Source organism: Candidatus Kryptonium sp., from assembly GCA_025060635.1.
Taxonomy (GTDB): domain Bacteria; phylum Bacteroidota; class Ignavibacteria; order Kryptoniales; family Kryptoniaceae; genus Kryptonium.
In genome coordinates this window covers 275,228-289,506 of record JANXBN010000001.1, presented here as the reverse complement: position 1 = coordinate 289,506, position 14,279 = coordinate 275,228, and the positions used below count along the sequence as shown (strand labels likewise).

The 14,279-nt window shown below is 37.7% G+C and carries 15 protein-coding genes and 1 tRNA gene; 15 read left to right on the top strand and 1 reads right to left on the bottom strand.

The window, feature by feature from the left end; all coding sequences use genetic code 11:
* The first annotated feature begins 18 nt into the window (after positions 1-18).
* The 13 genes from thrS to NZ923_01390 all read left to right on the top strand — a co-directional run bounded on the left by thrS (position 19) and on the right by NZ923_01390 (position 12,425).
* The gene (gene thrS / locus NZ923_01450) at positions 19-1,938 is read left to right on the top strand and encodes a threonine--tRNA ligase (protein MCS7228683.1); all 1,920 of its coding nucleotides are present in this window, start codon (positions 19-21) and stop codon (positions 1,936-1,938) included.
* A gap of 1 nt (position 1,939) precedes the next feature.
* The gene (locus NZ923_01445) at positions 1,940-2,287 is read left to right on the top strand and encodes a hypothetical protein (protein MCS7228682.1); all 348 of its coding nucleotides are present in this window, start codon (positions 1,940-1,942) and stop codon (positions 2,285-2,287) included.
* 49 nt (positions 2,288-2,336) lie between these two features.
* Complete coding sequence (gene infC, locus NZ923_01440) at positions 2,337-2,933, top strand: translation initiation factor IF-3 (GenBank protein MCS7228681.1); 597 nt, start codon at positions 2,337-2,339, stop codon at positions 2,931-2,933.
* A complete protein-coding gene (gene rpmI / locus NZ923_01435) occupies positions 2,890-3,084 on the top strand; it encodes a 50S ribosomal protein L35 (protein MCS7228680.1) in 195 nt (64 codons plus the stop codon). The genes infC and rpmI overlap by 44 nt, the downstream gene beginning before the upstream one ends.
* Positions 3,085-3,118: 34 nt before the next feature.
* Complete coding sequence (gene rplT, locus NZ923_01430) at positions 3,119-3,463, top strand: 50S ribosomal protein L20 (GenBank protein MCS7228679.1); 345 nt, start codon at positions 3,119-3,121, stop codon at positions 3,461-3,463.
* 98 nt (positions 3,464-3,561) lie between these two features.
* Positions 3,562-4,572 (top strand): phenylalanine--tRNA ligase subunit alpha, encoded by a 1,011-nt coding sequence (pheS, locus tag NZ923_01425; GenBank protein ID MCS7228678.1) that lies wholly within the window; start codon positions 3,562-3,564, stop codon positions 4,570-4,572.
* Between the two features lie 29 nt (positions 4,573-4,601).
* Positions 4,602-7,034 carry a phenylalanine--tRNA ligase subunit beta gene (gene pheT, locus NZ923_01420; GenBank protein MCS7228677.1) on the top strand — a complete coding sequence of 811 codons (2,433 nt, stop codon included), beginning with the start codon at positions 4,602-4,604 and terminating at the stop codon, positions 7,032-7,034.
* A gap of 9 nt (positions 7,035-7,043) precedes the next feature.
* Positions 7,044-7,316, top strand: a complete 273-nt coding sequence (gene zapB, locus NZ923_01415; GenBank protein ID MCS7228676.1) for a cell division protein ZapB — start codon at positions 7,044-7,046, stop codon at positions 7,314-7,316.
* 60 nt (positions 7,317-7,376) lie between these two features.
* Entirely contained in the window at positions 7,377-7,670 is a 294-nt protein-coding gene (locus NZ923_01410) for a cell division protein ZapA (protein MCS7228675.1), read from the top strand.
* Positions 7,671-7,952: 282 nt separating this feature from the next.
* On the top strand, positions 7,953-9,503 hold the full coding sequence (rny, locus tag NZ923_01405; GenBank protein ID MCS7228674.1) for a ribonuclease Y: 1,551 nt from the start codon (positions 7,953-7,955) through the stop codon (positions 9,501-9,503).
* Between the two features lie 104 nt (positions 9,504-9,607).
* Positions 9,608-10,243, top strand: coding sequence for a dephospho-CoA kinase (gene coaE / locus NZ923_01400; protein MCS7228673.1), 636 nt, complete (start codon positions 9,608-9,610; stop codon positions 10,241-10,243).
* Positions 10,243-11,442: an aspartate aminotransferase family protein gene (locus tag NZ923_01395; GenBank protein ID MCS7228672.1), complete on the top strand. Its 1,200-nt coding sequence runs from the start codon at positions 10,243-10,245 to the stop codon at positions 11,440-11,442. The genes coaE and NZ923_01395 overlap by 1 nt, the downstream gene beginning before the upstream one ends.
* Positions 11,439-12,425, top strand: a complete 987-nt coding sequence (locus NZ923_01390; GenBank protein MCS7228671.1) for an aminotransferase class IV — start codon at positions 11,439-11,441, stop codon at positions 12,423-12,425. Before NZ923_01395 ends, NZ923_01390 begins: the two co-directional genes overlap by 4 nt.
* Before the next feature lie 2 nt (positions 12,426-12,427).
* On the opposite strand, the gene NZ923_01385 is transcribed toward NZ923_01390, so the two are convergent.
* Positions 12,428-12,499, bottom strand: a tRNA-Lys gene (locus NZ923_01385).
* 178 nt (positions 12,500-12,677) lie between these two features.
* Between NZ923_01385 and NZ923_01380 the strand changes: the two genes are divergently transcribed.
* Together NZ923_01380 and NZ923_01375 are read left to right on the top strand one after the other, a co-directional pair.
* Entirely contained in the window at positions 12,678-13,682 is a 1,005-nt protein-coding gene (locus NZ923_01380) for an NlpC/P60 family protein (GenBank protein ID MCS7228670.1), read from the top strand.
* Between the two features lie 81 nt (positions 13,683-13,763).
* The gene (locus NZ923_01375; GenBank protein MCS7228669.1) at positions 13,764-14,279 is read left to right on the top strand and encodes an HNH endonuclease; all 516 of its coding nucleotides are present in this window, start codon (positions 13,764-13,766) and stop codon (positions 14,277-14,279) included.

Genomic DNA, 14,279 nt, shown 5'->3' with positions numbered 1-14,279 from the left:
TAAAGATCCCTGCTTCATATGGAGAAGATAAAAGTTAAATTGCCTGATGGTACTTTTATTGAAGTTGATAAAGGAACAACGCCTCTTCAAATAGCTGAAAATTTAAGCAAACGACTTGCAAAAGAAGCAGTTGCAGCAAAAGTTAACGGTGTTGTTATAGATCTTACTAAACCGTTGGAATCCGATTGCGAACTTCAAATTCTCACATTTGATGACCCTGAAGGAAGAGAGGTATTCTGGCACAGTTCTGCTCATCTTATGGCTCATGCGATAGAGGAACTCTTTCCTGGAGCAAAGTTTGGAGTAGGACCGCCAATTGAAGATGGATTCTATTACGATGTTGATGTTGATAGACCCCTGACCCCAGATGACCTTGTTAGAATTGAAGAGAAAATGAAAGAACTCGCGCAGAAAGATCAACCCTACATTAGAAAAGTTGTCACAAAAGAAGAAGCTCTTGAGTTTTTCAAGAAGAAAGGTGATCCATACAAAGTTGAAATTATAGAACAAATTGATGATAACGATACAATAACTTTTTACAGTGAAGGAAGTTTTACGGATCTATGTCGCGGTCCACATCTTCCATCAACAGGTAAGATAAAATATGTTAAACTATTAAGTGTTGCTGGAGCTTATTGGCGTGGTGATTCAAGAAACAAGATGTTGCAAAGAGTATATGGAGTTGCATATCCAAAGAAAGAACTCCTTGATGAACATTTAAAACGGCTTGAGGAGGCGAAAAAAAGAGATCACCGACGGCTTGGCAAGGAACTTGAGCTTTTTGTATTCCATGACATCGCTCCAGGTGCGCCTTTCTGGCTTCCAAAAGGAATGATAATCTTTCGTGAACTTGAAAAATTCATTCGTGAAGAACTTGATAAAAGAGGTTATGAGGAGATATCAACGCCTATCCTTGTGAAGAAAGATCTTTGGGAAAGATCAGGGCATTGGGAGCATTACAAAGAGAATATGTTCGTTCTGGAGGTTGAAGATGAAATTTATTCGCTCAAACCTATGAATTGTCCCGAAAGCACATATGTTTATAAAATGAAAACAAGAAGTTACAGAGATTTGCCTTTGCGACTTGCAGAGATAGGAAGATTGCACAGGAATGAAATCTCCGGCGCACTTGGTGGGATGTTTCGTGTAAGACAGATAACAATGGATGACGCACATATCTATTGCAGACCTGATCAAATTTTAAACGAAATCAACGAGCTAATTGATTTTATAAACTATGTCTATGGCATTTTCAAATTTGAACCTGCCTATTATCTTTCAACCAAACCAGACAACGCAATGGGCGATCCAAGCTTGTGGGAGCAAGCTGAACAGGCGTTAAAAACAGCGCTTGAACAAAACGGAATAAAATACGGATTGAAAGAGAAGGAAGGAGCATTTTACGGCCCAAAGATAGATGTCCAGATAAAAGATGCTCTTGGAAGAGATTGGCAAGTTGCTACAATTCAACTTGACTTTGTCATGTTGCCCGAGAGGTTTGATTTAACTTATATTGATGTTGATGGACAACCTAAACGCCCAGTTGCGATTCACAGAGCCATATTTGGTTCATTTGAGAGATTTGTCGGAATTTTAACGGAACATTTCGCAGGAAATTTCCCCGTTTGGCTTGCTCCTGTGCAAGCTGTTGTCTTACCTATAACAGATGCCCAAAATGATTACGCAAAGGAAGTTTTTGAAAAGCTTAAAAATGCAAAGATCCGTGCTGAAATTGATTTGAGAAATGAAAAAATAAACTACAAAATAAGAGAAGCCGAGACGAAAAAGATCCCATATATGCTTGTGATCGGTGAAAGAGAAAAAGTAAATCAAACTGTTTCAGTAAGAAGGCATGGTAAAGGCGATCTTGGTGCATTTGATTTGGAAAGTTTTATATCACGGATTAAATTTGAGATAGAAAGCAAAGCTGTGGAATAACATGAATTTCCTTGAGGCATTGACATTTGGTGGAATAATAGCCACGATACTTGGTGTTTTCCTGACGCTGTATGCAATTATAAACAATAAAACTCTGAAAGCGGAAGCGAAAAATATAAGTGAATTAATCACCGAATTTAGAAGAGAACATGCGGAAACAATGCGAATTATGATGGAGCGACTTGATGATTTCAGACGAGAACATGCAGAAACAATGCGAATGATGGCAGAAAAAATAAACGAATTTAGAAAATCGCACGAGGAGACGATTAAATATATCGCAAATTTAATCGTTACAAACGGAGAAAGAACACGGCAAGAAATAAGAAGGAAAAAAGCAAAACACTAAAAATCTTTAAAAATAAAAAAGGGAAGTCATCATAGAAAGAGAATTACGCATTAATGAGCAAATTAAGGTTCCAAGAGTTAGAGTAATTGATGAAAACGGACAATCACTCGGCATAATGAACACGCGCGATGCATTAAAGCTCGCTGAGGAAAGAGGTTATGACCTTGTTGAAGTTGCTCCACAGGCCAATCCGCCAGTTTGTAGGTTAATGGATTATGGCAAATACAAGTATGAGAAACAAAAAGAGGAAAAACTTCAGAAGAAGCAGAAGTCCGCGTCGGTTTTAAAGGAGCTAAGATTTCATCCAAATACAGGTGAACACGATTTTCAGTTCAAGGCGCGCCACGCAAAAGAATTTATACTTGATGGACACAAAGTTAAAGCGCAAGTTATCTTCAAAGGCAGAGAAATTTTACACACCGAATTCGGAGAGAGAATTTTGAAAAGGCTGATTGAATTTCTTTCTGATGTTGCGCGGGTCGAGCAAGATATACGACTTGAAGGAAGTTCTATGAGTGTTATATTTGCACCTGATAGAAAGAAAATCCAAATGTTAAAAGAACAGGAAGAAAAAAATAAACAATCTGGAGGACAACCAAGCGATGCCAAAGGTGAAGAGCAAACGAGCAGCAATGAAAAGATTTAAACTCACTGCAACTGGCAAGATAAAAAGGCAAAAAGCAGGCAGAAGCCATCTTGCAACAGGCAAATCAAGAAAAAGAAAAAGACAGCTTCGTAAACCAACTCTTGTTCATCCATACGAAGAAAAAAGAATAAAACAATTAATCCTTGCTTGATTTTTTTTAAAAACTAAATTTATGACTGGAACAGATGAGAGCGACGAATAAGCCAGCATCAAGGAGAAGAAGAAAGAAAATACTTGAGAGAGCGAAGGGATTCTGGGGGATGCGTGGCAACACCCTCAGACAAGCAAAAGACCATGTCGCTAAAGCGCTTCAATACTCATATCGCGACAGAAGAACTAAAAAACGAGAATTTAGACGGCTTTGGATAGCAAGAATAAACGCAGCTGCAAGATTAAACGGCACAACCTATTCAAAACTTATCTCCGCTCTAAAGCAAAAACAGGTTGAAATCAACCGCAAAATGTTAGCTGATCTTGCTGTAAACAATCCTGATGCCTTCGCTGAAGTTGTAAAGTTCGCTTTTAGTTAAAATTTCACTCCCATCGTTCGGGTCCTTGCAACAAATCTTCAACCCCGATGATGGGAGTTTTTTATTTTAAAAAGTTTGAACAAAGTTTCCTGAAAAAAATGATTAATCAAATTGAGGAAGCCAAAGCGAAATTCTTAAAAGAGATTGAAACGATAGGCGACGAAAAACAACTTGAAGAATTCAGAGTTAAATACCTCGGGCGAAGGGGAATCATCCAAACATTATTTGACAAACTTAAAGAGATACCACCTGAAGAAAAACCCTCCATCGGAAAACTTCTAAACGAATTTAAAGAACTCGCCCAAACAAAGTTCAATGAGAAAAAGCGGGAAATTGAAAAAGGCAAGAAAAAAGCTAAAGAATTAATTGACTTAACAATCCCTGGTAGATTTCAATATACCGGCCGGAAACATCCACTTACCCAAACGCTTGAAGAAATCAAGAAAATTTTCATATCAATGGGCTTTGAGGTTGCTTCAGGTCCCGAGATAGAAGATGATTATCACAATTTTGAAGCGCTTAACATACCTCCGGAGCATCCCGCAAGAGACATGCAAGATACATTTTTTATCAAGGAAAATATCATTTTGCGAACTCACACATCTCCTGTTCAAATAAGAGTAATGGAATCAAAGCAACCGCCGGTGAGAATAATCGCACCTGGCAGAGTTTATAGAAACGAAGCAATAAGTGCAAGAAGCTATTGCCTTTTTCATCAAGTTGAAGGACTATATGTTGATGTTGGAGTTTCATTTGCAGAGTTAAAAGGCACTTTGCTTTCCTTTGCCAAGCAAATGTTTGGAAGCGATGTTAAATTAAGGTTTAGACCAAGTTTCTTCCCATTTACTGAACCAAGTGCAGAAGTTGATGTCAGCTGCTTCATATGCGGTGGTAAAGGCTGCAGAGTTTGCAAATACGGAGGATGGCTTGAAATACTTGGTTGTGGAATGGTTGATCCGAATGTATTTAACTTTGTCGGATACGACCCCGAAAAATACACTGGCTATGCTTTCGGAATGGGAGTTGAAAGAATAGCAATGCTAAAGTATGGAATTGATGATATAAGATTGTTCTATGAAAACGATTTCAGATTCCTTGAACAATTTTAGTCACAAAAATAAAAAAAGAACCTGAAGAAGTGAAAATCTCACACAAATGGTTGAAAAACTACATTGAACTTGAAGCAAATCCAGAGGAAGTTAAAGAAAAACTTACAATGCTCGGACTTGAAGTTGAAAGCGTTGAATATCTCGGGGAAAAGTTTAAAGGTTTTTATGTCGGAGAAGTTCTTGAGGTAAACAAACATCCAAACGCAGATAAATTAACAGTTTGTAAAGTCAATGTTGGAAACGACACACTTCAAATTATTTGTGGAGCTCCGAATGTTGCAACAGGGCAGAAAGTTCCAGTTGCCCTCGTCGGAGCAATTATTCCAAGAAATCAGCATGATCCCGAAGGCAAACCATTCGTTCTAACGAGAGCTAAAATTCGTGGTGTTGAATCATTTGGAATGATATGCTCAGAATATGAGCTCGGACTTGGCGATGATAAAGAAGGCATAATGGTCCTTGATCCAAATGCAAAGGTTGGACAACCACTTGCGGAGTATTTCGGACTTGACGATGTGGTTTATGATATCAGCATAACTCCAAATCGTCCAGATTGCCTAAGCCATATTGGGATTGCCCGAGAACTCGCAGTCGCTTTCGGACTGAAACTTAAAAAGCCAGAAATCAAAATTATTGAGTCAAATAGAAAAATTACAGATTTCGCTTCCGTTGAAATTATTGACTCAGTAAACTGCCCAAGATACGCAGCGAGAGTTGTTTTTAATGTTAAAGTAGAGCCATCCCCAAAATGGCTTCAGAACTATCTTCAATCCGTTGGTTTACGACCGATAAATAACATCGTTGATATAACAAATTTCGTTCTCTACGAGATTGGACATCCACTTCACGCTTTTGATTACGATAAGCTCGCAGGCCATAAAATCATCGTGAAATGTGCTAATGAAGGCGAAACTTTCATAACTCTTGATGGTAAAGCAAGAACATTGAGAAAAGATACACTAATGATATGTGACGCCGAAAAGCCAGTTGCTATTGCAGGAGTGATGGGTGGAGCAAATACCGAAATCACAAGCGAGACCAAAAATGTCTTGATAGAAAGTGCTTATTTCAATCCTATAAGTATAAGAAGAACATCAAAATATCTCGGGTTATCAACAGATGCCTCTTATAGATTTGAACGAGGTGCAGATCCAGAGGCTGTTATATGGGCGGTAAATCGCGCTGCTCAACTTATGGCTGAGATCGCAGGTGGCGAAGTTTTACAAGGTATAATTGATGTTTACCCTGTTAAAATTGAAACAAAAATCGTTACATTAAGATTTGCACGATTAAATTCCGTCCTTGGGGTTGATGTTCATAAAAACGAGGTCGCAAAAATTCTTGAGGGGCTTGAATTTGAAATCTTAAATCAAGACGAAGAAAGATTAACCGTTAAAATTCCAACTTTCAGACCGGATATTGAGCGAGAGATTGACCTTATTGAAGAAGTCGCAAGAGTTTATGGATACGATAAAATTCCCGATAAAATGCAATCAGTTATTCATTTTTCAGATAAGAAAATCAAAGTTGATTTCCACGAGATTGTGCGCGAAAGACTGATCGGAGCTGGTTTTAAAGAAGTCGTTACAAACAGCATGCTTGACGAAAATAAAACTGCGCTCTTCGGGAAAAACTTCGTTAAAGTTTTGAATCCATTGAGCAAGGAAATGTCAACTTTAAGGACAAGCCTAATCCCAAGCGCCCTTGATGTCGTTAAACACAACTTCGGCTACGGAATAAAAAATTTAAAGTTCTTTGAGATAGGAAAAGTTTATAGAATTGCTTTTGATGAAGATGAAAAACCAAGGTATGTTGATAACTATGTTGAAGAAGAGCGACTTTTAATTTTAATCACTGGTTTAGCCGAGCCGATCTCCCACGATATAAAAGAGAGAAATTTTGACATCTACGACTTAAAGGGTGAAGTTGAACGCTTGTTTAGAAGCATTTTTCTTGAAAATTATCAGTTTATTTATTATTCTAATAATAGTGGACTTGCGGACCTTGAAATAGGCGTTGAAATTGCAGGAAAATACGCAGGAAGATTAATAAAAGTAAGCGACGAGATCTTGGAAAAATTTGATATAGAATCAGACATATATATTGCTGAAGTTGATTTTGATCTGCTTTGCAAACATTCAAAGATTGAAGAAAGACGATATTCAGAGTTACCGAGATTCCCAAGCGTTTACAGAGACCTTGCGTTCGTGGTTGATGAAGAAGTCCCTGTTGGAGAAATAGAAAAAGCGATAAAAGAAAAAATCGGCGAGACATTGAGGTCAATTCGTCTATTTGATATATACAGAGGCGAGAAAATTGGCGAAGGCAAGAAAAGCGTCGCTTTTTCACTTGAAATTTTATCAAGGGAAAAAACTTTGACAGATGAAGAAGTTAACGAATTAATCAATAAAGTCGTAAATTATATAAGTCAAAAATTTGGTGCTCAACTCAGAACTTACTGAAATTTAGAGATGGATGGTAAAAACACTAACTCAAGTTTCGCAAAAATTATAGAGGATCTTCAAGGCAAATTTGATAAAGTTTTTGAATATGTTAAAAATTTGAAAGAAGAAAACGAAAATTTGAAACGGAAAATATCTTCGCTTGAAGCGGAGAACGAAGCCCTGAGGCAAGAGAATGAAGCAATGCGCAAGAACGGTGTGGTTTTGTTTGATTCCAAAGAGAGAGAAGAATTGAAAAATAGAATAGCCATTTTGCTTGAAAGATTAAATCAGTATCTTTGAAAAATTTTGACGCTGGTTTTCCTGGAAGAACAGAAAACGAAAAACTTTTAAGGAGAAAACTTGGACTTATCACAACCAAAGATAGTTAAGGTAAAAATTTTTAATACTGAATATACCTTAAAAGTTGAAGACGAAGAAATTGCTTATAAAGTCGCTGAATACGTAGACAAGATGATGAACGAACTGCATAACAAGCTGCCCGAGCAATCTGTTTTGACCATTGCAATTTTGACTGCGTTAAATATCGCCGAAGAGCTATTTCGCGAGCGGATGAATAGAGGTTATGTTGAAAGCGAGATAGAGAACATGTTACTTAGTTTGTCATCAAGGGTAGATAAGATATTAAGTTTATAGACCGCGCTGTCAGCTCAGTTTGAGCTTAAGGGAGAACCAGCGTCAAAGTTCAAGGGTAGCCTGGCTCTTGGATGCGGATTACAGGCCACAATCTCATCCCTGTTCTCACTTTCAGGGATGGGATTCCGTTGTTCTGGTTTAGCCAGAACTTAAAAAACGGACGGTGGAAGTAAGAAGTATCCAGGCAGGCACCGGTTCTCACTTATTAAGCTTGCTGGGCTGGCAAGCGCGGTTTTTAATTTTTTAAAGTTAATTGAAAAATAAATTGGAGGATCAGGGAATATGGTTGTATACATAGTTATTTCTGTTGCTGTTCTGTTTGCATTTCTACTTGGCTGGTTCTTCCATTCAAAAATTGAAGAAAAAAAGATCGGAACAGCAGAAGCGCGAGCCCAAAAAATAATTGAAGATGCCGAACGCGAAGCAAATAACATAAAAAAAGAGAAACTTCTTGAAGTAAGGGATGAATGGTTCAAGAAAAAACAAGAATTTGAAGCGGAAGTAAACCAAATCAAGCAAAAGCTTCAATCCTATGAGAAACAACTTTTATCAAAAGAAGAGAAACTAAACGAAAGATCCGAGGAGCTAAATAAAAGAGAACGCGAGCTGAACAAGATTCAACAGCAACTTGATGAACAGAAAAAATTAATTGAGTTAAAACAGAAGGAAGTTGAACAACTTATTGAAGAACAAAAGCTTCAACTTGAAAAAATCGCTGGTTTGACCAGCGAAGAAGCAAAGAAAATGCTTATTGACAAGATGGTTTCAGAAGCCAAAGCCGAAGCTGCTAAAATGATCCGCGAAATTCGTGAGCAAGCCAAAGAAGAAGCCAAAAAAGAAGCTCAAAAAATAATAGTCCAAGCAATTCAAAGAACAGCAGCCGATCACTCAGTTGAAACGACCGTAACTGTTTTACATATACCAAATGACGAATTAAAAGGAAGAATAATAGGACGAGAAGGAAGAAACATCCGCGCTTTTGAACAGCTTACTGGATGCGATATAATAGTTGACGATACCCCAGAAGCAGTAATAATCTCTGGATTTGACCCATTTAGAAGAGAAGTTGCAAAAATTGCGCTTGAGAGGTTACTCGCTGATGGACGAATTCATCCAGCAAGGATAGAAGAAGTTGTTGAAAAAGTTAAGCAGGAGCTTGAAGAAGAAATGTATAGAGTTGGTGAGAACACATTACTTGAACTTGGAATTCATAATGTCCATCGTGAGATTGTCCGGCTTGTCGGAAAGATGAAGTATCGTTCTAGCTATGGTCAAAATGTTTTGCAACACAGCATAGAGGTCGCATACCTTGCAGCTATAATGGCTTCTGAACTTGGGCTTGATCCACATCTTGCCAAGCGAGCTGGGCTATTCCACGATATAGGCAAAGTAGTTGATAAACAAGAAGGGCCTCACGCATTGATAGGCTATGAAATTTTGAGTAGATACGGTGAACATCCTGTTGTTGTAAATGCTGTCGGCTCGCATCACGAAGATATACCAATGGAAACCCCGATCGCAGCAATCGTTCAAGCAGCGGATGCAATAAGTGGAGCAAGACCCGGAGCAAGAAGAGAATCAGTTGAAGGTTATGTGAGAAGATTACAAAAGCTTGAAGAAATTGCCAAATCATTTGAAGGCGTTGCGAAAACCTACGCAATCCAAGCTGGTCGCGAGGTAAGAGTTATAGTTGAACCAGACAAAGTAGATGATAACCTCGCCGATCAACTTTCACGAGATATCGCTGCAAAAATTCAAGAAGAAATGGAATATCCTGGACAAATCAAGGTCACGGTCATAAGAGAAGTTCGTGCAGTTGCATATGCAAAGTAAGAAATTTCAATCCTGAAATTCTCACCAACAGAAGTGGGGGCTAATCAAGCTCCCACTTTTTTATTTTTTGAAGAATTTTTAATTTTTAGAAAAAAACTGAAAAATTGCATTTCAAACACGGGATCTTAACCGTAGGCGTCACTGGAGGAATCGGCTCTGGGAAAACAACAGTTTGCAAGTTCTTTGAAGAACTTGGGGCGAAAGTTATTTATGCAGATGACCTTGCCAAAAAGCTTATGGAAGAAGATGAAAATCTCAAGAGCAAAATTAGAAAAATGTTCGGTGAGGAAGCTTACATCGGGGGAAAACTTAACCGAAAATTCATCGCTGAAATAATTTTTTCCAACGAGGAAAAGAAGAAACAACTTGAGTCCATCGTCCATCCAGCAGTGATAAAAAAAATCATCGCTGAATTTAAAAAAATTTCAAAAGAAAAAACACATAGCTTTGTCATCGTTGAAGCTGCACTTATATTTGAATCTGGCTTTGACAGCGAGCTTGATTATGTTATCGTCGTTGACGCCGACGAGGAAGTTAAAATTAAAAGAATAATGGAACGAGATGGTTGTTCAAGAGAAGAAGTTTTAAAAAGAATGAAAGCACAAATGAATCCGACCAAGAAGAGAAAGCTTGCGGACATAGTGATACAAAACAACGACGACATTCAAACGCTAAAAGAAAAAGTGAAATTTCTTTACTCACTCCTTCAAAAATTGTCAAAATTAACAGGGGAAAACTGATGCAAATTTTTGAGATTGAAAAAAACTTGTTCTTTCAAACCTATAAACGACTTGGGGTTCACATAAAATATGGCGATGGAGTCTATCTCGTTGATTCGGAAGGAAAAAAATACATTGACATGATCGCTGGAATCGGGGTTAATGCACTTGGCTACGGCAATGAGAAAGTTAAAAAAGCAATTTCCCAGCAAATTGAAAAGTATCTTCACCTTTCAAATCTTTTCATACAAGATCCACAGATTGAACTTGCGAGCTTGCTTATACAAATTTCAGGTTACCGCAAAGTTTTCTTTACCAACAGCGGTGCAGAAGCAATTGAGACCGCAATTAAACTTACAAGAAAGTGGGGCAAAAAATTTGACAAAAACGAAATCGTTGCGTTTTCAAATTCATTCCATGGCAGAACGATGGGAGCTCTTTCCTTGATGGACAAAGTGAAATATCGCGATGGCTATGAGCCATTTCTACCTCAAATTTTCGTTGCAAAATACAACGATGTTGAAGATATGGAAAACAAAATAAATCACAAAACAGCTGGAGTTTTTATTGAATTCATTCAAGGCGAAGGTGGAATTGTCCCAGCAAATGAAAAATTTGTAGAAAGAATTTTTGAACTGCGTGAAAAATTCAACTTTCTTGTAATAGCTGACGAAATTCAAAGTGGCTTATGGAGAACTGGCAAACTTTTTGCCTTTGAACATTACGGTGTAAAACCCGATGTTGTAGCACTTGCAAAACCTCTCGGCGGTGGATTACCGCTCGGAGCTGTGCTCGGAAATGAAAAAGTCGCTGATGTGTTTACAACTGGTGTGCACGGCTCAACATTTGGAGGAAATCCCGTTGCTTGTTCAGCTGGCTGTGCTGTTATAAAAGAAATTCAAAATGGAATCATTGATAATGTTAAAAACATTGGTAAATATCTACTTGAAAAGCTTTCCGAACTCAAATCAAAACACCAAGAAATAGTGAAAGATGTCCGCGGAATTGGGTTAATGCTCGGGGTTGAACTTAACATTGAATGTTTTGATATCGTCAATCGTCTAATAGAAAAAGGCGTGATCGTAAATTGCACAAGCAATAATGTCATCAGGTTATTGCCACCGCTTATCATACAAAAAGAACATGTTGATTTGTTTGTTGACAAATTTGATGAGCTCTTGAGCGAGATTAAACAACAAAGTTCAGGGAGGGCAAAATGAAAAAAAAGAAATTAAAAATTTGGAACGAGCAAGATTACCTCAACTGGGTTAAACAAGAAACACCTTTGAAAGAAAAATACTTCGCAATGTATTCAACAGTTTGGGACGCTGTTGTGACAAATCCAAATCTTATGACCATCCCCTTTGACGATCACATGGTACATCGCGGAGATGGAGTTTTTGATAACTCGCTTGTTGTTAACGGAAAAGTTTATCTACTTGACGAACATCTGGATAGAATTATTCGCTCAGCAACCTCAATCGGCATAAAAATACCTCTGACAAAACAAGAAATGAAAGAAATAATTCTTGAAACTATTGCCATAACAGGAAAGAGATACTGCATAGCAAGGTTTTGGATTTCAAGAGGAACTGGTGGTTTCAGCGTCTACCCAGATGAATCGCCAAGGGGGCATTTTTATCTGATCATAACTTCATTCCCGAATTATCCAAAAAGATATTACGAAGAAGGTTTAAATGTTGTCACGAGTCCGTTCAGGTTAAAGCAACCTTTTACTCCACAGGTCAAAAGTTGTAACTATCTATCAAATGTTATGATGGAATTTTTCGCTCACAATGTTGGAGCTGACACCGCAATTGGAATTGATTCCGAAGGTTATCTTACCGAAGGCTCAAATAAAAATGTCGCAATTGTAACCCACGATAAAATTTTCAAATACCCCCGACTTGAAAAGGTTTTACATGGGACAATGCTTAAACGAGCAATTTACTTTGCAAACTTGCTTAAGGAGGAAGGGATTTTGAAAGATGTTGTATCAACTGATATTCCGATAAGTGAGGCATATAACAGCAGTGAAATGATGTTTTTCAGCACTACTCTTGTTGTCGCACCAATAGTAAAATACGATGGGATCACCATAGGAAATGGAAAGCCTGGCGAAATCTATAAAAAGTTGTCAGAAATGTTTAAAAAAGATATGAATGAAAATGACGAAGTTTTAACCCCTGTTGATTATGATTAAAGTGAGCCCGGGAGGGATCGAACCTCCGACCTCCTGCTTAAAAGGCAGATGCTCTACCACTGAGCTACGGGCCCAAAGCACTACAAATATACAAAATTTTAAACTCGTAAGCAAATTTACTCCACTTCAAGCCAAGTAAAAAAGCCCTTTATAGAAAAGTATTCATTTGTGGATTTTTCGCCGCATAACAACTTGATTATTACTTCTTTCCGCATTATATTTTAATCAAAATACGAAATCCAATTTCTCAAGATGGAAGAACCGAGCCTAAAAATTGAAGAAATTCGCAAGAAACTCGGGATAGATACGAGATTATGTGTATTTGAGCTATCTGAAGGTTTGATCAAGATATCCGATGAGGAAGTTATGAAAAAAATTCTCAAGCTTTATCCAACCGACATCCCAATAAAACTCCTGCCCGCTGAAGATATAACCTTGAGATACGGAGTTTGCAATGTTGGAACTGCTTCAGTTTTTAAAGAGCCATCAATGCGGAGCGAGCAAACAACTCAAATCATACTTGGCGAAACTTTTGATGTGCTTGAAATAAAAGATGATTGGGTTAGAGCAAAACTGCATTTTGATGGATACATTGGCTGGATCTATAAACCGCAGGTCGTTCTGATGGACGAGCTTAATTTCTCGGAATATATCAAAAAACCAAAACTTGAGTTTATTTCAAATTCAGGATTTGTTTACTCAAAACCAGAAAAAAACTCGCTTGCAGTAAGAGATATCGTTATTTGTTCTGTTCTAAATTATATTGGTTTTCAAAACGGATGGTTCAAAGTTGAACTTCCCGATGGAACATTCGGATTTATCAGAAAAAACGAAGCAAGAAAGTTTAAACCTTCGGAAAACTTAAACATAAACAACATAATTCAAACGGCGAAGAAATTTCTCGGTGTATCTTATTTGTGGGGCGGTAAAACTCCAAAGGGATTTGATTGCTCTGGTTTTGTTCAAACTGTTTTTAGAATAAACGGATTGCAACTGCCGAGGGATTCCGATATGCAATGGAGGGTCGGGAAATATGTTGGCAAAAATTTCAAGAAATTTAAAAAAGGCGATCTTTTGTTTTTCAGCTCCGATGGAGAAAGGATCACTCATGTTGGAATTTACACTGGAAAAGACAAGGAAGTAATTCATGCGTCTGGCTTTGTTAGAATTAATAGTTTAGATAAAAAAAACCAAATTTTCAGCGAACGACTTGCGAGAACTTTTGTAGGGGCAAGAAGAGTTTTAAATTTTAAATAGAAACCTTAAAACTCCTCAAGGAGGTGAATTAAATTCAGAGAAGAAGTCCAATTCAAATTTCGGCTGTACGAAGAAAAAGAAATGGTTTCAAATCCGTTACACCGAAAAGTCCTCGTCTTGAATCAAAACTACGAGCCAATGAGCATCTGTCCCGTTAAGAAAGCAATAAATCTTCTTTATCTTGGCAAAGCTGAACTTGTAGCAGCAAGAGAGGGACAATACATAAGGTCTGTTTCTTATTCAATTCCATTTCCGACAGTCGTAAGGTTATCGTATTATATTCATATGCCATATCGCAGGGTAATTTTAACGAGAAAGAACATTTTGAAAAGGGATAATCACAGATGTCAGTACTGCGGTCGCACAGGAGTTCCTTTAACTGTTGATCATGTGATACCGAAATCAAAAGGTGGCGAAGATACTTGGGAGAATCTTGTGTGCGCCTGCGTGCAATGTAACAATAAAAAAGGTGATAGAACCCCAGAAGAAGCTGGAATGAAATTACTAAGGAAACCCAGAAAACCTAATCCAATTTTTTTCCTTAAGAATTTCGTTGGTGAAATTGACGAGAGTTGGAAACCTTATCTATTTTTGTGA